The sequence below is a fragment of the Conexibacter sp. CPCC 205762 genome (genome assembly GCF_030646155.1).
In the GTDB taxonomy this organism is placed as follows: domain Bacteria; phylum Actinomycetota; class Thermoleophilia; order Solirubrobacterales; family Solirubrobacteraceae; genus Conexibacter.
Genome location: NZ_JAUTDN010000031.1, coordinates 16,662 through 39,209, shown reverse-complemented (window position 1 = coordinate 39,209; position 22,548 = coordinate 16,662). Strand labels below are relative to the sequence as shown.

26 protein-coding genes are annotated in these 22,548 nt (G+C 73.6%); 16 read left to right on the top strand and 10 right to left on the bottom strand.

The window, feature by feature from the left end; translation table 11 throughout:
* Nucleotides 1-7: 7 nt before the first annotated feature.
* A complete protein-coding gene (locus Q7L73_RS20415; protein ID WP_304692030.1) occupies nucleotides 8-1,393 on the top strand; it encodes a GH1 family beta-glucosidase in 1,386 nt (461 codons plus the stop codon).
* Nucleotides 1,394-1,401: 8 nt separating this feature from the next.
* Here the strand turns inward: Q7L73_RS20415 and Q7L73_RS20410 are convergent, their stop codons facing one another.
* From Q7L73_RS20410 to Q7L73_RS20390, 5 genes are all read right to left on the bottom strand, one after another.
* Nucleotides 1,402-2,157, bottom strand: coding sequence for a hypothetical protein (locus Q7L73_RS20410; RefSeq protein WP_304692031.1), 756 nt, complete (start codon nucleotides 2,155-2,157; stop codon nucleotides 1,402-1,404).
* The gene (locus Q7L73_RS20405) at nucleotides 2,158-2,898 is read right to left on the bottom strand and encodes a hypothetical protein (protein WP_304692033.1); all 741 of its coding nucleotides are present in this window, start codon (nucleotides 2,896-2,898) and stop codon (nucleotides 2,158-2,160) included.
* A gap of 65 nt (nucleotides 2,899-2,963) precedes the next feature.
* Complete coding sequence (locus tag Q7L73_RS20400; RefSeq protein WP_304692035.1) at nucleotides 2,964-3,389, bottom strand: VOC family protein; 426 nt, start codon at nucleotides 3,387-3,389, stop codon at nucleotides 2,964-2,966.
* Nucleotides 3,390-3,429: 40 nt separating this feature from the next.
* Nucleotides 3,430-3,873, bottom strand: coding sequence for a helix-turn-helix domain-containing protein (locus Q7L73_RS20395; protein WP_304692037.1), 444 nt, complete (start codon nucleotides 3,871-3,873; stop codon nucleotides 3,430-3,432).
* Between the two features lie 52 nt (nucleotides 3,874-3,925).
* Nucleotides 3,926-4,837, bottom strand: a complete 912-nt coding sequence (locus Q7L73_RS20390; RefSeq protein ID WP_304692039.1) for a glutamate cyclase domain-containing protein — start codon at nucleotides 4,835-4,837, stop codon at nucleotides 3,926-3,928.
* Nucleotides 4,838-4,944: 107 nt separating this feature from the next.
* On the opposite strand from Q7L73_RS20390, the gene Q7L73_RS20385 reads away from it, so the two are divergent.
* The gene (locus tag Q7L73_RS20385; RefSeq protein WP_304692041.1) at nucleotides 4,945-5,334 is read left to right on the top strand and encodes a hypothetical protein; all 390 of its coding nucleotides are present in this window, start codon (nucleotides 4,945-4,947) and stop codon (nucleotides 5,332-5,334) included.
* A 62-nt stretch (nucleotides 5,335-5,396) separates the two neighbouring features.
* Nucleotides 5,397-6,515: an HD-GYP domain-containing protein gene (locus tag Q7L73_RS20380; protein ID WP_304692043.1), complete on the top strand. Its 1,119-nt coding sequence runs from the start codon at nucleotides 5,397-5,399 to the stop codon at nucleotides 6,513-6,515.
* Here the strand turns inward: Q7L73_RS20380 and Q7L73_RS20375 are convergent.
* Entirely contained in the window at nucleotides 6,505-7,230 is a 726-nt protein-coding gene (locus Q7L73_RS20375) for an alpha/beta family hydrolase (RefSeq protein ID WP_304692045.1), read from the bottom strand. The genes Q7L73_RS20380 and Q7L73_RS20375 overlap by 11 nt on opposite strands.
* A 3-nt stretch (nucleotides 7,231-7,233) precedes the next feature.
* On the opposite strand from Q7L73_RS20375, the gene Q7L73_RS20370 reads away from it, so the two are divergent.
* Together Q7L73_RS20370 and Q7L73_RS20365 are read left to right on the top strand one after the other, a co-directional pair.
* A complete protein-coding gene (locus Q7L73_RS20370; RefSeq protein WP_304692047.1) occupies nucleotides 7,234-7,527 on the top strand; it encodes a hypothetical protein in 294 nt (97 codons plus the stop codon).
* Nucleotides 7,528-7,678: 151 nt separating this feature from the next.
* On the top strand, nucleotides 7,679-8,326 hold the full coding sequence (locus Q7L73_RS20365; protein ID WP_304692049.1) for a ThuA domain-containing protein: 648 nt from the start codon (nucleotides 7,679-7,681) through the stop codon (nucleotides 8,324-8,326).
* 33 nt (nucleotides 8,327-8,359) lie between these two features.
* Here Q7L73_RS20365 and Q7L73_RS20360 read toward each other — a convergent pair whose 3' ends face one another.
* Nucleotides 8,360-9,145 carry an alpha/beta fold hydrolase gene (locus Q7L73_RS20360; RefSeq protein WP_304692051.1) on the bottom strand — a complete coding sequence of 262 codons (786 nt, stop codon included), beginning with the start codon at nucleotides 9,143-9,145 and terminating at the stop codon, nucleotides 8,360-8,362.
* Between the two features lie 144 nt (nucleotides 9,146-9,289).
* On the opposite strand from Q7L73_RS20360, the gene Q7L73_RS20355 reads away from it, so the two are divergent.
* From Q7L73_RS20355 to Q7L73_RS20330, 6 genes are read left to right on the top strand one after another with little or no spacing between them, the layout of a single operon-like run.
* On the top strand, nucleotides 9,290-9,616 hold the full coding sequence (locus Q7L73_RS20355; protein WP_304692053.1) for a SemiSWEET family transporter: 327 nt from the start codon (nucleotides 9,290-9,292) through the stop codon (nucleotides 9,614-9,616).
* Entirely contained in the window at nucleotides 9,609-11,060 is a 1,452-nt protein-coding gene (locus Q7L73_RS20350) for a P1 family peptidase (RefSeq protein WP_304692055.1), read from the top strand. Before Q7L73_RS20355 ends, Q7L73_RS20350 begins: the two co-directional genes overlap by 8 nt.
* A 10-nt stretch (nucleotides 11,061-11,070) precedes the next feature.
* The gene (locus Q7L73_RS20345) at nucleotides 11,071-12,240 is read left to right on the top strand and encodes a Gfo/Idh/MocA family protein (protein WP_304692057.1); all 1,170 of its coding nucleotides are present in this window, start codon (nucleotides 11,071-11,073) and stop codon (nucleotides 12,238-12,240) included.
* Complete coding sequence (locus Q7L73_RS20340; RefSeq protein WP_304692059.1) at nucleotides 12,237-13,022, top strand: MBL fold metallo-hydrolase; 786 nt, start codon at nucleotides 12,237-12,239, stop codon at nucleotides 13,020-13,022. The genes Q7L73_RS20345 and Q7L73_RS20340 overlap by 4 nt, the downstream gene beginning before the upstream one ends.
* Nucleotides 13,010-13,402, top strand: a complete 393-nt coding sequence (locus tag Q7L73_RS20335) for a VOC family protein (RefSeq protein WP_304692061.1) — start codon at nucleotides 13,010-13,012, stop codon at nucleotides 13,400-13,402. The genes Q7L73_RS20340 and Q7L73_RS20335 overlap by 13 nt, the downstream gene beginning before the upstream one ends.
* Nucleotides 13,392-14,015: an RraA family protein gene (locus Q7L73_RS20330; protein WP_304692063.1), complete on the top strand. Its 624-nt coding sequence runs from the start codon at nucleotides 13,392-13,394 to the stop codon at nucleotides 14,013-14,015. Before Q7L73_RS20335 ends, Q7L73_RS20330 begins: the two co-directional genes overlap by 11 nt.
* Before the next feature lie 42 nt (nucleotides 14,016-14,057).
* On the opposite strand, the gene Q7L73_RS20325 is transcribed toward Q7L73_RS20330, so the two are convergent.
* Nucleotides 14,058-15,119, bottom strand: a complete 1,062-nt coding sequence (locus Q7L73_RS20325; RefSeq protein ID WP_304692065.1) for a LacI family DNA-binding transcriptional regulator — start codon at nucleotides 15,117-15,119, stop codon at nucleotides 14,058-14,060.
* 156 nt (nucleotides 15,120-15,275) lie between these two features.
* On the opposite strand from Q7L73_RS20325, the gene Q7L73_RS20320 reads away from it, so the two are divergent.
* From Q7L73_RS20320 to ligA, 5 genes are read left to right on the top strand one after another with little or no spacing between them, the layout of a single operon-like run.
* Nucleotides 15,276-16,436: a PotD/PotF family extracellular solute-binding protein gene (locus Q7L73_RS20320; RefSeq protein ID WP_304692104.1), complete on the top strand. Its 1,161-nt coding sequence runs from the start codon at nucleotides 15,276-15,278 to the stop codon at nucleotides 16,434-16,436.
* Entirely contained in the window at nucleotides 16,433-17,584 is a 1,152-nt protein-coding gene (locus Q7L73_RS20315) for an ABC transporter ATP-binding protein (RefSeq protein WP_304692067.1), read from the top strand. The genes Q7L73_RS20320 and Q7L73_RS20315 overlap by 4 nt, the downstream gene beginning before the upstream one ends.
* Nucleotides 17,581-18,516 (top strand): ABC transporter permease, encoded by a 936-nt coding sequence (locus tag Q7L73_RS20310; protein WP_304692069.1) that lies wholly within the window; start codon nucleotides 17,581-17,583, stop codon nucleotides 18,514-18,516. The genes Q7L73_RS20315 and Q7L73_RS20310 overlap by 4 nt, the downstream gene beginning before the upstream one ends.
* Complete coding sequence (locus tag Q7L73_RS20305; protein WP_304692071.1) at nucleotides 18,513-19,295, top strand: ABC transporter permease; 783 nt, start codon at nucleotides 18,513-18,515, stop codon at nucleotides 19,293-19,295. The genes Q7L73_RS20310 and Q7L73_RS20305 overlap by 4 nt, the downstream gene beginning before the upstream one ends.
* Nucleotides 19,296-19,325: 30 nt before the next feature.
* Complete coding sequence (gene ligA / locus Q7L73_RS20300; RefSeq protein WP_370552420.1) at nucleotides 19,326-21,362, top strand: NAD-dependent DNA ligase LigA; 2,037 nt, start codon at nucleotides 19,326-19,328, stop codon at nucleotides 21,360-21,362.
* 13 nt (nucleotides 21,363-21,375) lie between these two features.
* Here ligA and Q7L73_RS20295 read toward each other — a convergent pair whose 3' ends face one another.
* Nucleotides 21,376-21,768: a DUF2237 family protein gene (locus Q7L73_RS20295; RefSeq protein WP_304692075.1), complete on the bottom strand. Its 393-nt coding sequence runs from the start codon at nucleotides 21,766-21,768 to the stop codon at nucleotides 21,376-21,378.
* 101 nt (nucleotides 21,769-21,869) lie between these two features.
* Nucleotides 21,870-22,544, bottom strand: coding sequence for a hypothetical protein (locus Q7L73_RS20290; protein WP_304692077.1), 675 nt, complete (start codon nucleotides 22,542-22,544; stop codon nucleotides 21,870-21,872).
* Nucleotides 22,545-22,548 lie beyond the last annotated feature (4 nt).

The following is a 22,548-nucleotide window of genomic DNA, read 5'->3' as shown; positions in this document are numbered from 1 at the left end:
CCAGGACATGAGCACTGTCAACTTCCCGGACGGCTTCCTGTGGGGCGCCGCGACCGCGGCCTACCAGATCGAAGGGGCCGCGCAGGAGGGCGGCCGCACGCCGTCGATCTGGGACGTCTTCGCCCGCACGCCGGGCAAGGTCCATCACGGCGACACCGGCGACATCGCCTGCGACCACTACCACCGCTGGGAGCAGGACCTCGACCTCGTCGCCTCGCTCGGGCTCGGCGGCTACCGGCTGTCGTTCGCCTGGCCGCGGATCCAGCCCAACGGCCGCGGTCCGCTCGTCCAGCACGTCGTCGACCACTACAAGCGGCTGCTCGACGGGCTGCAGCAGCGCGGCGTCACGCCGATGGTGACGCTCTACCACTGGGACCTGCCGCAGGACCTGCAGGAGGAGGGCGGCTGGGCCGTCCGCTCGACCGCGGAGCGGTTCGGCGAGTACAGCGAGCAGATCGCGCGCGTCTTCAAGGACGACGTGCCGTTCTGGGTGACGCTGAACGAGCCGTACTGCTCGTCGTTCCTCGGCTACATGGAGGGGCGCCACGCGCCGGGCGTGCAGAGCCTGGCGGCGGGCGTCGCCGCCTCCCACCACCTGCTGCTCGGCCACGGGCGGGCGGTCTCCGCGCTGCGCGGGGCGGGCGTCAGCGGCCAGGTCGGGATCACGCTCAACCTCTCGTCGGCGTGGCCGTCGAGCGACGACCCGGCGGCGCTGGAGGCCGCGCGGCGGGTCGACGGGCGCGAGAACCGCTGGTTCCTCGACCCGCTCTTCAAGGGCGCCTACCCGCAGGACATGGTCGAGCTGCAGAGCGTCGCGACCGCGATGGAGTTCGTGCAGGAGGGCGACCTCGCCGCGATCGGGCAGCCGCTCGACTACCTCGGCGTCAACTTCTACGAGCGCCACTTCGTCTCGCCGTCGGCGGACGACCCGCGCGGCTGGGTCAAGGAGCCCGACGCCGGCCCGCTGACCGACGGCGAGATCGGCATCCACCCCGACGGGCTGCGCGAGGTGCTGGTGCGGGTCGCGACCGACTACACCGACCTGCCGCTGTACGTGACCGAGAACGGCGCCGCCTTCGCCGACTACGTCGACCCCGAGGGCGAGGTCGACGACGTCGAGCGGATCGCCTTCCTCGACGGCCACTTCCGCGCGACCGCGCAGGCGATCGAGCAGGGCGCCGACGTGCGCGGCTACTTCGTCTGGTCGCTGATGGACAACTTCGAGTGGGCGCTCGGCTACTCGAAGCGGTTCGGCCTCGTCTACGTCGACTACCGCACGCAGGAGCGGATCCCGAAGGCGAGCGCGAAGTGGTTCAGCCGCGTGATCGCCGCCAACGCGGTCGGCGGCGAGGACGCGGTCGGCGCCGGCGACCCGCCGCGGGTCGTCCAGTGACCTGGTAGCTAGCCGGCGAGGTTGAGGATCGCCCTGGCGACGTTCGTGCTGAGCGCGTCGTCAGGGCCGACCTCGATGAAGAGGCGGCGGCCGCTGCCCGAGAGCGTGACGACGGTCGCGCGCTGGGCGCCGTCGCTCCAGTAGCCGACACGGCCGGGCGGCGGCGTGTCGGTCGCGGCGGCGAGCGCCGTGATGCGGTAGCCGTCGCGTCTGATCGCCTTCGCCCAGCGGCCGGTCGTCAGCCGGGCCGGCGTCGGGTAGCCGGCCGGTCTGGCGCCGTTCGTGACGCTGCTGGCGATCGCGAGCACGGCGCTCATCCAGCCCGCCTGCTCGCGCTCGTCGAGCACGACGGCGCCGGCCTGCGTCAGTGGGACGGCGACGAGCGTCTCGAACCGCAGCGTTCGCGGGTGCTCGAAGACGAGCGAGACGGTGCACCAGTCGCCCAGCGGCGGACTGAGCATCCCGGGCCGCAGCGGCTGGCGCCGCTTGGGCACCTTGAAGCTGTAGCCGAAGCCGCCCTCGGTGACGAGCCCGACGCCGGTGTCGCTGAGCCGCATGCAGCTCAGCTCGACCGTCTGCCCGGCGACTTGGCGCCACAGCCGGTCGGCTCGTCTCGTGAAGACGATCGTCGTCCCGGTGCGATGCTGCTCGATCCGGACGCCGTCGGCGCTGCCGACCGGCAGCGGCTTGGCGTCTGCGACTGCGGGCGCCGCGAGCGCGAGCGCGGTGAGCGCCGCCGCGAGCGTGAGCCGTCGCGCGGCCATCTAGTCCTCCGCTCCGAAGATCGCGCCGGCGATGTTGGTGCTGAGCGCGGCGTCGGGGCCGACCTGGAGGTAGAGCCGTCTGCCGCTCGCCGACAGCGTCACGAACGCGGCGCTGCGTCCGCCGTCGCTCCAGTAGCCGAACGCTCTGCGGCCCTGCGGCGTGTCGGTCGGCGCGGCGAGCGCGACGATCGGGTACCCGCCGGCGGTCAGCGAGCGCGCCTCTCTGCTGGCGACGAAGCGGGCCGGCGTCGGGTAGGCGGAGGGCGTGACGCGGTCGCCGATCGTGCCGGCGATCAGCTGCAGCGACAGCAACATCGACGCCTTCTCGCGCTCGTCGAGGACGATCGCGCCGGCCTGCGTCAGCGGGACCGAGACGAGCGGCGACTTCCCCGGCAGACCGAGCGAGCAGTAGTCGGCGGTCGGCTCGACCATGCCCGTGCGCAGCGGGGCGCGTCTGCGCGCGACGCGCACGTATGTGCCGCCGCTGCTGCCGCCGGGCACGACGCCGAGCTTGTCCTCGTCGCGCGGGAGCGCCGTGCAGCTGACCGCGACGCGTCTGCCGGCGACCTCGCGACGGAGCGATGCGGCGCCGGGGCCGAAGTGGAAGACGACTCCGGTGCGGGCGCCGGTCACGCGCACGCCCTGCGCCTTCCCGACGGGCAGTGGATCGGCGGCGATGGCGGTGGCCGGCAGCGCCAGCAGCAGCGCTGCGGCGGCGGCGAGGAGGGACGTTCTCGGCATGTGCGCGTCATCGTACGCGGCGGCTGCTCGTCGTCGCGCAGCCGCCGCGCTGCGCTGGACGCCGCTCAGACGGGCAGCTCGACGAGCTGCGAGAGGCGGAAGTTGTTGCCTGAGGGGTCGCGGAAGCCGCAGTCGATCCCGTACGGGCGCTCCTCCGGCGGCTCGCTGAACTCGACGCCGCGCGCCTTCAGCTGCTCGTAGTCGGCGCGGACGTCGTCGGTCGTGAGGAAGATCGAGCCGGCGAAGCCCTTGCCCATCAGCTCCTCGACCTGCGCTCTGGAGGCGTCGTCCATCACCGGCTGGCCGGGGATCGCCATCAGCACGACGGAGGTGCCGTCCTGGCCGGCGGGGCCGACGGCGAGCCAGCGGAAGTCGGCCATCTCGGCCAGCGTCACGTCGGCCTTCACCTCCCAGCCGAGCTTCTCGGTGTAGAAGGCGAGCGCCTCCTCCTGGTCGTGCACCCACAGCTGCGCGTTGGCGATCTGCATCATCGGTGTTGCCTCCTCAGGCGGTCGGGCGAAGCGGTGCCCGTCATGCTGAAGCGGCGGCGCCCGGCTGTCTTCTCGAAACGTGCTGTCTCGGGCTCGGCCGGCTGTAGGCGCGCCAGACGCACATCGGCACGCGCGCCTGCAGCGAGGCGGGCGGGAAGGTCGCGCGGTAGGCGGTCGGCGATCTGCCGAACGTGCGCGTGAAGCTGGTCGTGAAGGAGCCGACGCTCTGCAGCCCGACCGCGAAGCAGACCTCCGCGACCGACCTGTCGGTCGTGCGCAGCAGCGCCGCGGCGCGCTCGAGCCGGCGGGTCAGCAGGTAGGCGTGCGGCGAGTCGCCGAAGGCGCGCCGGAACTCGCGGCTGAAGTGCGCCCGCGACAGCCCGGCCGCGCGCGCGAGGTCGTCGACGCCGAGCGGCTCCGCGTAACGGGCGTCGGCGAGGTCCTTGGCGCGCAGCAGGTGCCGGGCAGGCGGGACGAAGGCCATGGAGCGGACCGTACCGCGCGCCGCGAGCTGGCTCCAGCGCGATCGGCGCGCGTCAGCGGGCTGCGGCGAGCGCGAGCAGGATCTCGTGCTGCACGGCGGGGTCGACGCCGTCGACCGACGCGACCGGTCTGCCCAGCACGCCGTCGACCGCTCCGGCCGCGACGGCGGCGGCGAGGACGGCGTCGTGCGCAGCAGGGGAGAGGCACGCGCGCGCCGCATCCGCGCCGCGAGTTGCAACAGATGCGCCGCGATCTGCAACAGCCGCGCCGCGATCCGCGGCATCCGCGCCTGCGATGAGCAGCGCGACGGCGTGCGCGAGCGCGATCGCGCCCCAGTTGGAGACGCCGGCGACGATCAGCGCGTCGCAGGCGACGGCGCAGTGGATCCGCTCGCCGTGGGCGACCGTCGCGGCGACGAGCGGCGGCGGGAGGGCGCCCATGCCGACCTCGTTGCCGCCGTCGCCGATCGCGATCGTCGCCCACGGACCGTCGGCGAGCCGGTGCAGCGGCGGCGTCACCGCGCTGACATCGTCGCCGCGCATGTTGCGCACGACGCCGTCGGCCGCCGGCCCCAGCCGCTCGACGAAGACGACGTGCGTCACGCCGGCCGCCGCCAGCTCCTCCTCGAGGGGATCGGGTTCGTCGCCGACATGCAGCGGGAGGTCGGGGGCGCACGCGCGCACCACCGCCGCGCAGCGCGCGTCGGTCACCAGCCGCGCCTCGATGCCGATCCGCGCGAACGCGGCCGCCGCGAGCGCGGCTCCGACCGGGCCGTCGGTCTCCGGCGCGGGCGGCTCGGAGCGGACGACGAAGCAGCCGGTCACGAACGCGAGCGACGGCGCCGAAACAGCCGCGATCCCTGTCGCGGCGGCGCGCAGACCGCCCGCGGCCGCCTGCGCCAGCGGCCCGATCCCGCGCCCGGCGTCACGCGCCGCGACCCGTTCCAGATGGTCGATCGCGTTCACGATCTCGACGCTAACGCAGGACCGGCCTCAACGCTGGGCGATCGCGGTCGATCTAACCCGGAGAAAGAGTGCGCAACTTCGAGGCCCACACGAAAGGGACGGCGCGCGTGCACGCGACCGGGACGCTGTTCGAGGAACCTGCGGATCCCGTCGGCGCCTTCGTCGACAAGATCGGCGTGCTGACCCCTGAGGCGAGGCAGGAGCTGGACGCCTGGCGCGCCGGCGAGGTCGTCCTGCTCACCTGCGTCGCGTTCGCGGAGGTCGACGCCGGCAGCGGCAGGCAGCGCTTCACCGGCCAGCCGTCCGGGCCGCACGCGGTCCCGACCCACCGTTCGGCCACGGCCGACCTGCTCGGCTTCATCGACGGCAGCGCCGCCGACGACCTGCTCGCGGCGCTCGGCATCCACGGCATCAAGGTCAGCCGCTTCGACTACTACGCCGCTCCCCACCGGATCGAGGTCGGCGACGTCGTGCGCCGCCGCCTCACGCTCGACTGACCAGCGATGCAGCCGCCCATGCAGAACAGTCAAAACTGGCATCAACTGACAGAATCCGGCTGATGCGGCTCGTCTCCTCACGCCACCTCAAGCCAGGCACGCGCGTCGCGCGCGAGGTCCGCTCGGGTCCGGTCGGGACCGCGCCGCTGCTGCTGTCGGGCACGCTGCTGACGCAGTCGATGTGCCGCCGCCTGCGCGCGCTCGGGGTCGCCGCCGTCTGGGTCGACGACGAGCTGGGCGACGGCATCGAGCCGCTGGAGGCGCTCAACCCCGAGACGCGCGACCGCGCCGAGCAGGAGGTCACCGCGACCTTGGCCCAGGCGCGCGAGAGACTGGCCTCCGGCCAGCAGCTCGACAGCCGCGACGTCGAGCGGCTGAGAGACGTCGCCGCCTCGATCGCGCACGAGATCTCCGGCCTGCCCGAGGCCGTCTTCGCGCTCTCGGAGATGCGCACAGCCGACGCGTACACGCACGAGCACTCGGTCCGCGTCACCACGCTCGGCCTGCTGATCGCCGCGCGCCACTGGCGCGAGCACGGCTGGACCGACCATCGCGGCCGCCAGCGCTACGACCGCATCCCGCAGCGGATGACGCAGCTCGGCTTCGGCCTGCTCGTGCACGACATCGGCAAGCTCGCGATCCCGCGCGACGTGCTCGACAAGCCCGGCAGACTCGACGCGCGCGAGTGGGAGATGATCAAGCGCCACCCCGAGTACGGCGCCGCGATGCTCAACCACACGACGACGTCGATGCTGGCGATCTCGGTCGTGCGCTTCCACCACGAGCGCTGGGACGGCAGAGGCTATCCGCGCGGGATCGCCGGCCGGCGGATCTCGGAGCTGGCGCGGATCGCCGCCGTCGCCGACGTCTACGACGCGGTCCGCTCGGAGCGGCCGTACAAGCCGGCGCGGCCGGCGCACGTCGGCGTCGAGGTCGTGCAGGAGGGCTCCGGCACCGCCTTCGACCCGACGATCGTCTCGACCTTCCGCCAGCTCGTGATGCCGTACCCGGCCGGGCACGAGCTGACGTTGGAGGACGGCAGCAGAGGCGTCGTGGCGGCCGTCGACCCGTCGCGGCCCTACCAGCCGCGCGTGCGCTTCGTCGACGACGACGGCTCGATCCGCGAGTTCGACATCGACCTGCGCCCCGGCATGCCGCGGATGCCGGTCGTCAGAGTCTGAGCCGGCGCAGCCAGCCGCGCACGGCGGCGACGATCGCCGCTCTGTCGCCGCGCAGCGCGTGATCGCCTCTGACGACCGAGATCGTCCGCCCGCGCGCTCTCGGCGGCATCCCGAAGCGGTCTCTCTCGCCCTGCACGACCAGCACCGGCACGCCCGCCTGCTTCAGCTCGGGCAGGCGGTCGGGCGGCACGCTGCCGTCTCTGCGCGCCGGCGGCTGCAGCGGGAAGGCGAGGCAGAGGACGCCCGCTGCCTGCACGGCGAGCGCGGTGCGGCAGGCGACGCGAGCGCCGGAGGAGCGCCCGCCGGTCACCAGCGCCAGGCCGGCGAGCGGCCCCGCGCGCAGCTGCGCGACGACCGCCTCCCAGGCGACGTCGAGCTGTCTCGCCGGGGCGGCGCTTCTGCGCCCCGCGACGCGGTAGGGCTGCTCGACCAGCGCGACCGCCGCGCCGTCTTCCACCAGCGCCGCGGTGACGGCGACGAGGTCGGGCGCCGCGACGCCGCCGCCGGCGCCGTGGCCGAGCACGAGCGCGAACCGCGGCGCGGCGGCCGGCAGATGGAGGTGGGCGCGGGCGGGGCCGTGCGGGGTCGGCAGCAGCAGGCCGCCCGCGACGGCGCCGCATGGCGCCCCGGCGGGTGACGGGTCGGCGCCGCCCGGCGCCCCCGCGGGTGACGCGGCGGCGGCTGGCTTGGTGCTTGCGCGGCGGGGTACGGTCATCGCATGGCCGATTCTGACAACAGCGCGCAGCGGGTCGCGCTCTACGTCGTCAACCCGCGCGAGGCCGTCTCCGAGGCGCTCGACCGGATCGCCGCCGCGCTGCCGGGCGCGACCGTCGGCAGACCGGACGATGTCGGCATCGTCGAGATCTCGCTGGAGGCCGTCTCCTTCGACGACGCGCTGACGCAGGTCTGGGACGCGATCGCCGCCGCCGGCGCCGACGACGCGCTCGCCTTCGCCGAGCACCCGGACCTGCCCGAGCACTGGCGCGAGCAGGCGCGCGGGCCGGGCTCCTGACGCGCCGGACGACCTGCCGGTCGTTGTACCGCACGCTTGCAATCGATTACAATCGTGCGATGCAGACGATCGCAGCCGCCGCGCGCCGTGGGCGCCGCGCCACCCTCGCCAGTTCCTCGCTCTCCTCGACGCGCGTGAGCGAGGTGGCGCGATGAGCCGCAGCGCGCTGATCGTGTGGGGCGGCTGGCCCGGCCACAAGCCGCAGGAGGGGGCCGAGAAGGTCGCGGCGCTGCTGGAGGCGGAGGGGATCGAGGCGACGCTCGCCGACGACGTCGCCGTCTTCGAGGATTTCGAGCGGCTGCGTCAGTACGACCTGATCAGCGCGCAGTGGGCGCTCGGCTCGCTGACGAGAACGCAGGAGGTCAACCTGCGCGAGGCGGTGCGGGCCGGCAGCGGCCTCGGCGCCTGGCACGGGAGCGCCGACTCGTTCCGCTCCAGCGTCGTCTACCAGTACGTGCTCGGCTCGCAGTTCGTCGCCGAGCCGGGCGGCTTCACGCCGTATCGCGTCGAGGTCGACGTGCCCGGCGACCCGATCGTCGCCGGCGTCGAGGCGTTCGAGTTCACCTCGGAGCTGTATTACCTGCACGTCGACCCGGCGGTGCGCGTGCTCGCCTCGACGACGATCGACGCCGAGCTGGTGCCGTGGGCGGCTGGGGCGAAGATCCCGGTCGTCTACACGAAGGGCTTCGGCGCGGGCAGGGTCTTCTACTGCTCGCTCGGCCACGACCCGGCCGACCTCGACCACCCCTCGGTCGCGCAGTTCATCCGTCGCGGCTTCGCCTGGGCGGCGCGCGCGTAGGGCGGGGTTCGCACAGTCGCGCGCGCCGCTCGCTCACCCGCGCGCGTGGCCGCGCAGCAGGGCGGCGCTCGCCGCCGGCTGCTCGCTGCAGAAGTCGTGCCCGACGTCCGCGAGGACGGTCAGCCGCGCGCCTGGGATCCGCGACGCGATCAGCCTGCCGTTCGCGAGCGGGATCATGCGGTCGGCGTCGCCGTGGATCACGAGCGTCGGCGCGGCGATCCGCGGCAGCTGGGCCTGCACGTCGAAGGCGTCGATCGCGCGGTCCTGCGCGAGGAAGGTCTCGACGTCACGGGTGCTCGGCCGGTGCGCCGCAGCCGCTGCGCGGTAGGCGTCGAAGCGCGCCGGGTCGGCGCGATGGGCGGGTGAGAAGCCCAGCTCCCACGTGGCGCGCAGTCGCGCCTCCGTGTCGCCGGCGGCGATCGCGTCGGCGACCGGCTGCCACTCCTGCTGGGAGACGAGCGCGGCGCCGGGGCCGCCGCAGTAGGTGCAGCCGAGCGCGAGCGTGCGGATCCGCCGCGGATGCCGCAGCGCCAGCTGCTGCGCGACCATCCCGCCCATCGAGGGGCCGAAGACGTGGGCGTCGGCGAGGCCCAGCTCGTCCAGCAGCTCCGCGGCGTCGTCGGCGAGGTCGGCGAGCGTGAAGGGGCCGGGGAGGGAGGGGGAGGCGCCGATCGAGCGGTGGTCGTAGGCGATGCAGTCGAACTCCCGCGCGAGCGCCGTCAGGAACGGCTCCGGCCAGGAGGCGGTCGTGCCGCCGTGGCCGCTGATCAGCAGCAGCGGCGCGCCCGCGCCGCGGCGCTCGACGTGCAGCGTCGTCATCGCCCCATCGTCCCGCATCGCGCCTGCGCTGCCGCCTCGCGTTCGCGCCTCCGCGCCTCGCGTTCGCGCCTCCGCGCGTCGCGCTTCGGCCTGCGCGCTCGCGGCCGCCTCGCATCTCGCCGTCTGGATCGCTACCGTGAAAGTGTGCACGTAAACGATTACATCACGGCGACGATCGGCGCCGCCGGCCTGATCACGGCGCTGGTGACGTGCACGGGCGTTGCGATGGCGCTGATGCCGCTGACGCAGCTGAGACGGCTGCTGCTGTTGCGCCGCTCCGACGAGATCGCGATCGAGCTGTTCGCGTTCGCGACCTTCGGCTCCGGGGTCTGGCTCGCGTACGGCCTCGCCCGCGGCGACCTCGTCGTCGTGCTCGCCAACGCGATCGGCATCGTCACCAACGCCGTCGTGACCATCACCGCGTTGCGCTTCCGGCGCGCGCCCGCGCTGGAGGCGCTCCCGCATGACTGACCCGCAGCTCCGCACGCCCGCCGGGCTCCCGCGCGCCCGCGCGCTCGGGATCCCGTTCGACGGCCGGCCGGGCCCGCTGAACGCGATCACCGACGTCGCCGGCCTCGAGCTCGGCCACGCGACCGTGATCGCCGGCGACGACGTCCGCACCGGCGTGACGGCGATCCATCCGCGCGGTCGCTCCGCGCCCGGCGACCCCTGCGCGGCGGGCTGCTTCGCGCTCAACGGCAACGGCGAGATGACCGGCACGGCCTGGGTCGCCGAGTCGGGCACCTGCGCGCTGCCGATCACGCTCACGAGCACCCACGCCGTCGGGACCGCACACGCGGCGACGATCTCCTGGGTCGCCGAGCACGCACCGGAGCTGGCCGAGCTGTGGCTGCTGCCGATCGCGGCCGAGACGTGGGACGGCCGCCTCAACGCGCTCGACGCGGGCGCGGTGACCGAGGCCGTGGTCCACGCCGCGCTCGACGACGCCCGCGGCGGCGCGATCGAGGAGGGCTCGGTCGGCGGCGGCACCGGCATGGTCGCCTACGGCTTCAAGGGCGGCGCGGGCAGCGCCTCGCGCCTGGTCGAGGTCGACGGCGCCGAGCACGTCGTCGGCGCCTACGTGCAGGCGAACTTCGGTGCCCCGGACGAGCTGCTCGTCGCCGGGGTGCCGGTGGGCCGGGAGCTGGGCGACGCGCTCGTCGCCCACGGCGCCGTCCCGCCCGCCGCCTCCACCGCGCCGACGGCGCCCGCCTTCGGCACGCCGGCCGCCGCCTCCGCCGCTGCGCCTGGCGCCCCGACGGCGCCCGCCGCGCCTGGCGCCCCGACGTCCGCGCCCAGCCCCGCCGACGGCGTCCCCCACGGCGCCGGATCGGTGATCGTGATCGTCGCGACCGACGCGCCGCTGCTGCCGCACCAGTGCACGGCGCTGGCGCGGCGGGCGGCGCTGGGGCTGGGGCGGAGCGGGACGTGCGGCTCGCACTGGTCCGGCGACCTCGCGCTCGCGTTCTCGACCGCGAACGCGGGTGCCTTCCGCCGCGGCGCGCCGCGGACGCAGGAGCCCGCCGGCGGGCGGCTCGACTTTCTCCAGTGGCACGCGCTCGACCGCTTCTACGCCGCGACCGTGCAGGCGGTCGAGGAGGCCGTCCTCAACGCGCTCGTCGCCAACCGCACGATGACCGGCAAGGGCGGCCTGACGATCCCCGCGCTCCCGCACGACCGCGTCCGCGACCTGCTCGCCGCCCACGGCCGCCTCGCCGCGACCGCGCCAGCCGCGCCGCCACCTGCGCAAGCCGCGCCCGCACCTGCGCAAGCCGCGCCGGCAACCGCGCAAGCCGCGCCGACAACCGCGCAAGCCGCGCCGACAACCGCGCAAGCCGCGCCGACAACCGCGCAAGCCGCGCCGCGAATCGCGCCAACCGCCCCAGACCTCGACACCACCACCCCCGACCGCTAGGATCAGAACTGTGAGTGCAAACGATTACATCCGTCGCATCGGGCTGATCGGGCTCGGCTTTGCGGCGTGGGACCTGAAGCTGCCCTCGTACGCCGCGATCGACGGGATCGAGCTGGTCGCCGTCGCCGACCCGTCGCCGGCTGCGCGCGAGCGGGCGCAGCGGGAGCTGGGCATCCCGGCCGAGCGCTGCTTCGCCGACCCGTACGAGCTGCTGCGCTCCGGCCTCGTCGACGCGGTCGACGTCTCGACGCCGCACCACACGCACGCCGACCTGCTGGTCGCCGCCGCCGAGGCCGGCGTCGCCGCCGCCTGCGACAAGCCGCTGGCGATGTCGCTGGAGGAGGCCGATCGGATCGTCGCCGCCTCGGAGCGGAGCGGCACGCCGATCGGCGTCTTCCGCAACTTCGCCCACTTCCCCTCGCACGCGAAGATGCGCGAGCTGGTCGAGCAGGGCGCGATCGGGCGGCCGAGCTTCGCCCGCGTCAGCGCGATCGGCGTCTTCGCACCCGACACGACCGGCGCGAACGCGAAGAGCTGGCGGCTGCGCTCCGAGGTCGCCGGCGGCGGCATCACGATCGACTACGGGATCCACGCGATCTACCTCGCCCGCGGCCTGCTCGGGGGCGCCGAGATCGTCCGCGTCAGCGCCACGATCGACCGCGTCGACGTGCAGGCCGGCGACGTCGAGGACCGCGTCTCGATGCGGCTGGAGACGGCCGACGGGGCCTACGCGACCGTCGACCTCACCTGGGGCGGCGGCTCGACCGGCGACGTCACCGTCTTCGGCTCCCACGGCGTGCTGAAGATCGTCCACGAGGGCGGCATCAGCGCGCCCCACAACGTCGCCCGCGCCGTCGGCCACATGACCGATCGCCGCGACGAGACGCTGCACGAGCTGGACTGGACGCGCGACCCGTTCGACTGGTACTACCGCGGCGCGATCGAGACCTTCCTCGGCCAGCTCGACGGCAGACCGGGCGTGACCGCCGCCGACGGCCGCGCCGACCTCGAGATCGCCCTCGCCGCCTACAGATCGGCCGCGCTGGGCGGGCCGATCGCGCTGCCGCTCGATCCTGCCGACCCTGTCTACCGGCGCGGCGCCGCGGGCGTGCGCGAGCTGGACCTGCCGGCCGACAGCGTGATCCTGCGCAAGCGCCTCTTCGGCGGCGGTGCGGCGTGAAGCTGTTCGACGGCGTCCACCTCGTCGGCAGCGAGCAGTTCGCGCTCTCGCACCGCTTCGACTGCAACACCTGGCTGCTGGACGGCGGCGAGGACGGGGAGCTGCTGCTCGTCGACCCCGGCCGCGGCCTCGACGTCGACGCGATCGAGCGCAACATCCGCGCCGACGGCTTCGACCCGCAGCGGATCTCCGCCGTGCTCGTGACCCACTACCACGACGGTCACACCGCCGGCTGCGTCGCCTTCCGCGAGCGCTACGGCTGCGAGCTGTGGGTCCCCGACGGCGCGCAGGACGTGCTCGCGCGCGGCACCGACCCCGGCATCCCGCGCAACGTCGCGATCGGGATGTACCCGCCCGGCTGGAGCTTCCCGACCTTCGCGGCCGACCGCGTGCTCGGCCACGGCGAGCGGCTGCGCGCCGGCGGCCTCACGCTGGAGACGATCGCGACCGCCGGCCACACGCCCGACTCGATGTGCTTCCAGGTCGACGTCGGCGGCCGCCGCGCGCTGCTGACCGGCGACGCGCTCTTCCACCTCGGCCGGATCGGGATCGTCAACCTGCCCGGCTGCTCGCTCGACGACTACCGCCGCGACATCCTGCGGCTGCAGGGCCTCGGGGTCGACGCGCTGCTGCCCGGTCACGGCGTCTTCACCGTCGCGCGCGGCCAGTGGCACGTCGACCGCGCGATCGCCGCGCTCGCCGACACCGCGCTGCCGCCGTCGTTCTTCGAGACGCTCGAGTTCAGCGCGGAGACCGAGGAGGCCGACGCATGCGCCTCGTGAACCTCGCCGCCAAGGTCGAGCAGCTCGATGCCGCGATCGCCCTGCTCGGCGCGCTCCCCGGGATCGAGCTGACGACCGTCCACTCGCTCGGCGACGACGAGCGCTTCGCCGAGCTGGCCGTCGGCGACACGCGCCTGAACCTGTTCGAGTCGGCGATCCACGACAGCGCCCGGCCGCAGCCGTCGAAGCCCGGCTGGCTGCACGTCTCCTACCTCGTCGACGACCTCGCGGCGACGCTCGCCGACAGGGGCTGGAGCGAGGCGCTGCTGTGGGGCCCGGAGGAGATCCGCGGCAGCTTCGGCCGCCGCCGGATCGCGTTCCTGGAGCCGCTCCCCGGGATCTGCGTCGAGCTGATGGAGGAGCTGCCCGATGACGCCTGAGCTGCCGGCGCTGCCGCCCGACCTCGGCGCCGCGACCGTCTACGAGGCCAACGGCCGCCGCGGCGCGCTGGCGCCGCAGGTGCGGCCGACGACGCAGGGCTTCGGGATCGTCGCCGGCCGCGCGCTGCCGCTGCGCTGCGCGCCCGGCGACAACCTCGCCGTCCACCGCGCGGTCGCGGTCGCCGAGCCCGGCGACGTGCTGATGGTCGACGGCGGCGGGATCCTCGTCGGCCACCTCGGCGACGTGCTGGCGGTCGCCGCGCTCGCGCGCGGCGTCGTCGCGATCGTCGTCGACGGCGGCGTCCGCGACGTCGCCGAGGTCGCCGAGCTGGGACTGCCGGTGTGGTCGACCGGGGTCGCGATGCGCGGCGCCGAGAAGCGCTCGCCGGGGACGGTCGGCGAGCCGATCGTCTGCGCCGGGGCGCGCGTCGAGCGCGGCTCCTGGATCGTCGCCGACGACGACGGCGTCGTCGCGGTCGACCCCGCCGACGTCGCCGCCGCCCACGCCGGCGCGCTCAGACGCTGGCAGGCGGAGGAGCAGATGAAGACGCGGCTGCGCGCCGGCGAGCTGACGCTCGACCTGCTGAACCTGCGCGGCGCGATCGCCTCCTGAGGCGGGGCGGGCGGGCGGGCTCGGGCGCGGCGCGCGAGCGCGCTACGCGCCCGCCGCCGGCGGCCCGCTCGATCCGCGCACGATCAGCTGGCCGCCGAGCAGCGCGTGGATCGGGCCGACGCGCGGCTGTCTGCCCTTCGGCCGCATCCGGCCCAGCAGCGTCTGCGCGGCGACGAGGCCCATCTGCTCCAGCGGCGCGGCGAAGGTCGTGACCGAGGGAGTGCAGCCGCGGAACCAGTCGGGGTCGTCGGCGCCGACCAGCGAGACGTCGGCCGGGACCCGCAGGCCCAGCTCCGAGAGCGCCTGCAGCGCACCCGAGACGAGCCGGTTGCCGGCCGCGAACAGCGCCGTCGGCCGCGTCTCGGCGTCGCCCGCCATCAGCGTCAGCGTCTCGCGATGGGTCCAGTCGTGGTCGTAGAGGCCGTAGCGGACCTCGACCTCCAGCCCGTGCGCGTCGGCGCCGTCGACGAAGCCGCCGACGCGGTCGCGCGTGGTGCTGAAGCGGTCCGGCCCGGCGAGCACGGCGAGGCGGCGGTGGCCGAAGGCGATCAGGTGCTCGGCCAGCTGACGCGCGCCCTCGCGCTCGTTGGAGACGACCGTGTCGGCGACGTTCGATCTCGACTGGCGCAGGAACTCGACGACCGGGGGAGGGGTCGGCACGCCGCCGAGCAGCGGCGCGGCGCCCTCGTCGGTGCAGGGGACGTGGACGATCCCCTCGGCGCGGTGCTGCAGCAGCGTCACGAGATAGTCGCGGTCGGCGTCGGGGTCGTCGCCGGTGATGCCGAGGATCAGGCGGAAGCCGTGCTCCTCCAGCGCCCGCTGCAGCACCGACGAGGCGGCGGCGAAGAAGTCCGAGCGGACGTCGGGGACGACGAGCCCGACGAGCGAGCTGCGCTCCTGGCGCAGCGCGCGGGCGAGCACGTTCGGCTGGTAGCCGAGCTGGGCGGCACCGCGCATCACCTTCTCGCGCGTGGCCGTGCTGACGTTGGGGCTGCCGCTCAGCGCGCGCGAGACCGTCGCTGTGGAGACACCGAGCGCCCGCGCGACATCTTGCACCGTCGGACGGGGCGCGGCCGCAGACGAGCCCTGATCGTTGGTATCCATTGCAGTGAAGCGTACATCCGAGAAGTGCTGTCTGCGTCGCTAGTCGGTTTCTTATCCATCTGGACAACAACCGCCCCTTGCGCTCGGGCTATGATAACGATTACATTGACCGTGACAGTGGTCACGGACCAGTCGTAAAGGAGAGCGTGGGTGCCCATGGAGACAAAGCTCGACCGGCGTCAGTTCGTCCGCCGGATCGGCGGTACTGCCCTTGCCGCGGGACTCGGCGGCAGCCTGCTGTCGGCGTGCGGCTCGTCGGACGCCGACAGCGGCGCGAGCGGCGGCAGCGGCGGCAGCGGTGAGATCGGCGGGACGGTCACGGCGATGGCGTGGGGCAGCTACCTCGACGCCGGCGTGCTGAGACCGTTCACCGGCAGACACGGCGTCAAGATCGCCAACCAGCGGCTGGCGACCAACGAGGAGATCTTCTCGCGCCTGAAGGCCGGCGGCCTCGGCAAGATCGACCTCGCGACGCCGAACATCGCCTACACCGAGCAGCTCGTGCGCGCCGGTCTGCTGCAGCCGATCGACTTCGACCGGCTCAGAAACGCCGACCTGATGGTCCCGGCGATGAAGGACGCGATCAGAACCGCCGGCACCGTCGACGGCAAGGCGTACGCGATCCCGGTCGCGTGGGGCTTCGACGGGATGGTCTACAACACGACCAAGCTGAAGACCGCGCCGACCTCGTGGAGAGACATCCTGCGGCCGGAGCTGAAGGGCAAGGTGCTGCTGCCGGAGGGTCCCGGGCCGACGTTCGAGATCTGGCCGGCGGTGCTCGGCTACGACATGACGACGCTGACCAAGCCGCAGCTGGCCGAGGTCACCGACTACGTCATCAAGCTGAAGAAGACGCAGGTCCGCACGATCACCGGCGACCCGTCCGACATGGCGCAGCTGCTGTCGACCGGCGACATCTGGGTGACCGGCAGCGGCACCTGGTTCGGCACCTCGGCGCTCGTCAACCAGCGCAACGCCGACGAGGCCAAGTCGATCATCCCGAGCGACGGCGGCTCGACCTGGATCGACACGTACGTGATCGCCAGAGACGCGCCGAACCTCGACGCGACCTACGCGCTGATCGACTTCATGCTCAGCACCGCGGCGCAGACCGCGATGGCCGACTCCTCCGGCAACGCGACCGTCAACGAGGCCGCGATCGCGAGAGTCGACAGCTCCAACGTCGCGCTCTACGGCTACAGAGGCGACAACATCGGCGGCGGGGCGGCCCCGATCTTCCAGTACCCGCAGCCCGACAAGGGCTTCACCACCCCGACCGACTGGAACGACGCATGGGCCCGCATAGCGGCCGCGTGAACACCGTCGTGGAAGAGCGCGAGACGGCCGCCGGGAGCATCCCGGCGGCCGCGGGCGCGCCGGCGATCGCGATCGACGACGTGCGCAAGAGCTTCGGCTCCTACAGCGCGCTCGCCGGCTGCTCGCTGCACGTCGAGCGCGGCCAGTTCATCTCCCTGCTCGGCCCCAGCGGCTGCGGCAAGACGACGCTGCTGCGGATCATCGGCGGCTTCGAGACGCAGGACGCCGGCACGGTCGCGATCAACGGCGAGACGGTCGACGCGCTGCCGCCGAACAAGCGCAACGTCAACACGGTCTTCCAGAGCTACGCGCTGTTCCCGCACAAGAGCGTCTTCGACAACATCGCCTTCCCGCTCGCGATCGCGAGAGTGCCCAAGCGCGAGCGCGCCGAGCGCGTCCGCGAGATGCTCGAGCTGGTGCGCCTCTCCGGCGTCGAGGAGCGCAAGGCGACGCAGCTCTCCGGCGGCCAGTCGCAGCGCGTCGCGCTGGCGCGCGCGCTCGTCGGCCGCCCCGAGGTGCTGCTGCTCGACGAGCCGCTGGCGGCGCTCGACCTGAAGCTGCGCAAGACGATGCAGCTGGAGCTGCGGCGGATCCAGGAGCAGCTCGGCACGACCTTCGTGTTCGTCACGCACGACCAGGAGGAGGCGCTGACGATGTCCGACCGGATCGTGCTGATGAACGGCGGGCGGATCGTCCAGGGCGGCTCGCCGCGCGAGGTCTACGACCAGCCGGCGAACGTCTTCGTCTCCGACTTCGTCGGCGAGGCGAACCTGCTCGACGGCGTCGTCGACGGCCACGTCGGCGCGCTCGCGACGGTCACGACCGAGGCCGGCGTGCTGCACGTCGCGCCCGGCGCCACGACGCCCGCGGCCGGCCCGGCGATCGTCTCGATCCGGCCCGAGCGGATCGCGCTGCAGCGGCCCGGCCAGGCGGCCGGCGAGGCCGAGAACGGCCTGCCGGGGACGGTCGAGCGGATCGTCTTCCTCGGCAACCTCGTGCGCGCGCACGTGCGCGTCGCCGAGGAGGTCGTGCTGACGGCCGAGCTGTCGCGCGCGGAGGCCGACGGGATCGCCGAGGGCGAGCGCGTGCTGGCCTGCTTCGGCGCCGCCGCGACGCGCGTCCTGCCGCCCGACGGGGCGCCCGCATGAGCGTCACCGAGGCGCGCCCCGGCGCGACGGCCGCGCGCGGCGGGCGGCGCGGGCAGGGGCCGGGCGGGCGGCGGCGACTCGGCGCCGGCGGGCGCAGAGCGCTCGCGCTCGGCCTCCAGGTCGGCCCCGCGACGGCCTTCGTCGCCTTCTTCCTGCTGGCGCCGCTGGTCGTCTTCTTCCTCTACTCGCTGTGGCGCGTCAGAGACTACGAGATCGTCGCGGAGTGGAATCTCGACGCCTACAAGCAGGCGCTGACCGACGACTCCTACCGCCGCCTGCTGTGGAACACGATCAAGATCGCCGGCGGCGCCTCGCTGCTGTCGGCCGGGCTCGCGTTCGCCTTCGCGCACACGCTGCGCTTCAAGCTGCGGCGCTGGCAGGAGCCGCTGCTGTTCGCGGTCGTGATCGCGATGTTCAGCGGCTACCTCGTGCGGGTCTACGCCTGGCGGACGCTGCTGGGCGACTCCGGGATCGTCAACTCGGCGCTGAGAGGGCTCGGGATCACGAGCGAGCCGCTGTCGTTCCTGCTGTTCAACCGCGGCGCCGCGATCGTCGTGCTCGCCAACTTCCTGATCCCGCTCGCGGTGCTGCCGGTCTACGCAGCGCTGCAGAACGTCAGAGACGCGGAGATCGAGGCGGCGCGCGACCTCGGCTGCGGCAGCTGGGGGACCTTCTGGCGCGTGACCGCGCCGCTCGCCTGGCCCGGGATCTTCTTCTCGTGGGCGCTCGCGTTCCTGGCGGCGGCCGGCGACTACGTCGTCCCGCAGCTGGTCGGCGGCGCCAACGGCACGATGGTCGGCGTCGTCATCACCGACACCTTCCAGACCGACTACAACTTCCCGCGCGGCGCCGCGCTCGCGTTCACGACGCTGCTGGTGTCGCTGACGATCATCGGGATCGTCCGCTTCGTCGGCGGAAAGGTGCTGCGATGAGACGTCCGCCGATCCTCGCGTGGCTGTTCGTCGGCGCGCTGCTGACGTTCCTGTTCGCGCCGGTCGTCTGCGTCGTGCTGTTCTCGTTCAACGACTCGGCCGCGGCCGGCCCGCCGATCAAGGGCCTGACGCTGTCCTGGTATCGCGAGATCTTCACCAACGTCGAGTACACCGACGCGCTCCGCAACAGCCTCCAGGTCGCGCTCATCAGCGCCTCCTGCTCGGTCGTCGCCGGCACCGCCGCGGCGCTCGCGCTGGTGCGGCTGCCGCGCCGGATCACCGCCGTGCTGGCCGGCTTCTTCGTCGTCCCGATGGTCGTGCCAGCGCTGTTCATCGGCGTCGCGCTGCTGTCGTTCTTCACCCGCATCGGCTTCGAGCTGTCGCTGCAGGCGGTGATCGTCGGCCACATCATCGTGACGCTGCCGCTCGTGATCGCGCTGATCGGCGCGCGGCTGCAGAACCTCGACCTGTCGATGCTGGAGGCCGCGCGCGACCTCGGCGCGAGCGGCCCGCAGGCGTTCGCGCGCGTGCTGCTGCCGCTGATCGCGCCGGCGATCGTCTCGGCGGCGCTGCTGTCGATCGCGACCTCGGCCGACGAGTTCATCATCAGCCTGTTCGTCAACGGCGGCGACCAGACGGTCCCGGTCGTGATCTTCGGCGGCCTGCGCACGGGCGTGACGCCGGCGATCAACGCGCTCGCCTCGACGATCCTCGCGGCGACGGTGCTGGCGACGCTGATCGCCGGGCGGCTGGTGTCGCTGCGCGACGTCGCGCGATGAGTTCCGCGCCGGGAGGCGGTCTGCGTCTGCATGACCTATCTTCCCGGCGTGTCCACTGACGTCGAGCAGCAGGCGCGCGACCTCGTCGCGCAGATCGAGCACCACCGGGCGCTCTACGCGAAGGCCGTCCCGGAGATCCCGGACGCCGACTACGACGCGCTCGAGCGGGCGCTGCAGGAGCTGCTCGACGCCAACCCGGAGCTGGTCCTCGACGACAACCCGCTGGAGCGGCCGTGGGCGCCTGAGCTGGTCGCCGGGCAGACGATCCGCCACAGCCGGCCGATGCTGTCGCTGGAGAAGGCGACGACCGACGAGCAGCTCGACGCCTTCTGCGCCCGCTTCCCCGGCCAGACATTCCGCGTCACGCCGAAGCTCGACGGCATCAGCCTCGCGTTCGCCTACCAGGACGGCGCGCTGGAGTACGTCGCCACGCGCGGCGACGGCCGCGACGGCGAGCGCGTGACCGAGAAGGCGCGCTTGGTCGTGCTCGGCGTGCCGCTCAGCATCGACGCGCCCGGCCGCGTCGAGGTCCGCGGCGAGGCGGTGATGCTGCGCTCGGTCTTCGACGCCTACAACGACACGCACCCGGACAGACCGCTCGTCAACCCGCGCAACGCGGCGGCGGGTACGCTCGTCCACAAGTCGCCGCAGGCGTGCGTCGAGAACGGCCGCACGCTGCGCTTCCGCGCCTTCGACATGTTCGTCGAGGGGGCCGAGGACGACGGCGGCGACGTCTTCAGGAAGATGGGCGCGCTCGGCTTCGAGCTGCCGGACGTGCTGGAGGCGGCCGACGCCGGCGGCGTCCGCGGCGCGATCGCGGTGATCGCCTCGCGCCGCGACAGATACGACTTCGACATCGACGGCGCGGTCGTCCGGCTGGCCGCGCTGCGCGCCTTCGAGGCGGCCGGCGCCAACGCCGCCGCCCCGCGCGGCGCGCTCGCCTGGAAGTACCCGGCCGAGGAGCGCACGACGAGACTGCTGCGCGTCACCTTCCCGGTCGGCAAGATCGGCCGCGTCGTGCCGCGCGCCGAGGTCGAGCCGGTCTTCGTCGGCGGCACGACCGTCACGTTCGCCTCGCTGCACAACCCGCGGCTCGTGCGCGAGCGCGACATCCGCGTCGGCGACACCGTCCGGATCATGCGCCGCGGCGACGTGATCCCGTTCATCGCCGGCTCGCTCGCCGACAGACGGACGGGCGAGGAGCAGGAGATCGAGTTCCCGGCCGACTGCCCGTCGTGCGGCACCGAGCTGGTCGTGAAGGGGACCGGCGAGGAGCTGTGGTGCGAGAACCTGCAGTGCCCGGCGCAGGCGGTGCGGCGGCTGATCCACTGGGCCTCGCGCCACGCCGCCGACATGGAGGGCGTCGGCACGACCTGGATCGAGAAGCTCGCCGACGACGGCGTGCTGGAGCGGCCGTCGGACTTCTACGCGATCACCGCCGAGAGACTGATCGAGTACGAGCGGATGGGCGAGACCTCGGCCGCCGCGTTCGTCGCCGGGATCGACGGATCGCGCGGCCTCGGGCTGCGGCGGGCGCTGATCGGGCTCGCGATCCCGATGGCGTCGGAGGGCGTCGCGAAGCGGCTCTGCCTGGCGGGCTTCGAGCGGATCGAGCAGATCGCGGAGGCGAGCGCCGAGCAGCTGGAGGCGATCCGCGACATCGGCCCGAAGGTCGCCGCGTCGCTCGTGGCCTACTTCGCGCGCGAGGAGGTCCGCGCCGAGATCGCGGCGCTGCGCGCGGCCGGCGTCTCCCTCGACGTGCGCGAGGAGGACAGGCCGGTCGACGTCGCCGAGGCGGCCGAGACGCCGTTGAAGGGCGCGACGGTCGTCGTCACCGGCGGCTTCTCCGATCCCGACTCGGGCCAGAAGGTCCCGCGCCCGGCGTTGGTCCGCCTGCTGGAGCAGGCCGGCGCGACCTCCGCCTCGTCGGTCTCCAGAGCGACGACCTACCTGATCGCCGGCGCCGACGTCGGCGCCGCGAAGACCGACAAGGCGGCGAGACTCGGCGTCGCGGTCGTCGACCAGGCGCAGGCGTGGCAGTGGCTCGTCGACGCCGGGCTGCGCTGAGCGCGGCGGCGGCTCAGTCGAGCAAGCTGCTCGCGTCCGCGGGCACGTCGACGGCGTGCTCGCGCAGCGCGTGCAGCGGGACGATCTCCAGCGCCCGCTCGTGCGTCGAGGCGAGCACGACGAAGGCGGCGGCGCCGTCGGCGTGGGCGCGCAGCCAGTTGGCGGCGGTGACGCACCAGCGGTCGCCCGGTCTGAGGCCGGGGAAGCGGTAGGCCGGGACGGCGGTGCGCAGGTCGTTGCCGATCGACGCCTGGTGGTCGAGGAAATCGGCTGTGACGACGGCGCAGATCGTGTGCGAGCCGAGGTCGTCGCGACCGGTCGTGCAGCAGCCGTCGCGATAGAAGCCGGTCAGCGGATCCGTCCCGCACGGTTCCAGATCGCTCCCGAGCACGTTGCGTTCAGGCACACGACCAGGCTCGCTCTCCTCGCTCACGCTGCTGAGTATCCCCGTTTGCGCGGCGGCAGCGATCACCCGTGGCGCGGGGCGGGCGCGCGGACGCTTGCGGGTCAGACGAGCCGGTGCAGCGGCGCGCGGCCGCGCTTGCCGGCCGGCTCGACCAGCTCCATCAGCTTGAGGCAGTAGACGGTCCGCTGCGCGAGCATCGTCGGGCAGCGCAGCGCGCTCGCCAGCTCGCGCGTCGTGAACGGCTCGCCGGGGAGCGGCGGCAGCGCGCTCAGCACGTCGGCCGGCTGCCGCAGCTCGACCCGCTCGATCACGTCGACCAGCCGCCGCTGCCCCGGATCGCGCGTGCGCCGGCGGCGTCTGATCGGCTCCGGGCCGCGGATGTGGTCCTCACGCGTCAGCAGCACCTCGATCGTGAGGTTCGGATGCGCGAGCAGCGACGGGAACGTGACGAGCTTGTCGAAGATCTCCACGACCGTCGCCCGCCGCGGCGATCTGCGCGCCGACAGCACCTCGCCGCCCTCCCCGACCCGCACGATCCGCCGCTCCGCCGCGACCGGGTGGACGATCCGCACGCGATGGTCGTCGAGCAGCCCGTCGAGCTTCGGCGCCAGCGGCCCGAAGCCGCCGGTCTGCACCTCGACCAGCTCCCCGTCGGCCCGCACCAGGTCGATCACCCATCTGCCGACCCTCACCTCGGCGACGTCCCCCGGCACCGCCAGCAGCTCCTTCACCGCCGCATGGAGCGGACCCTCACGCAGCACTCCGATCCCGGCCATCGGT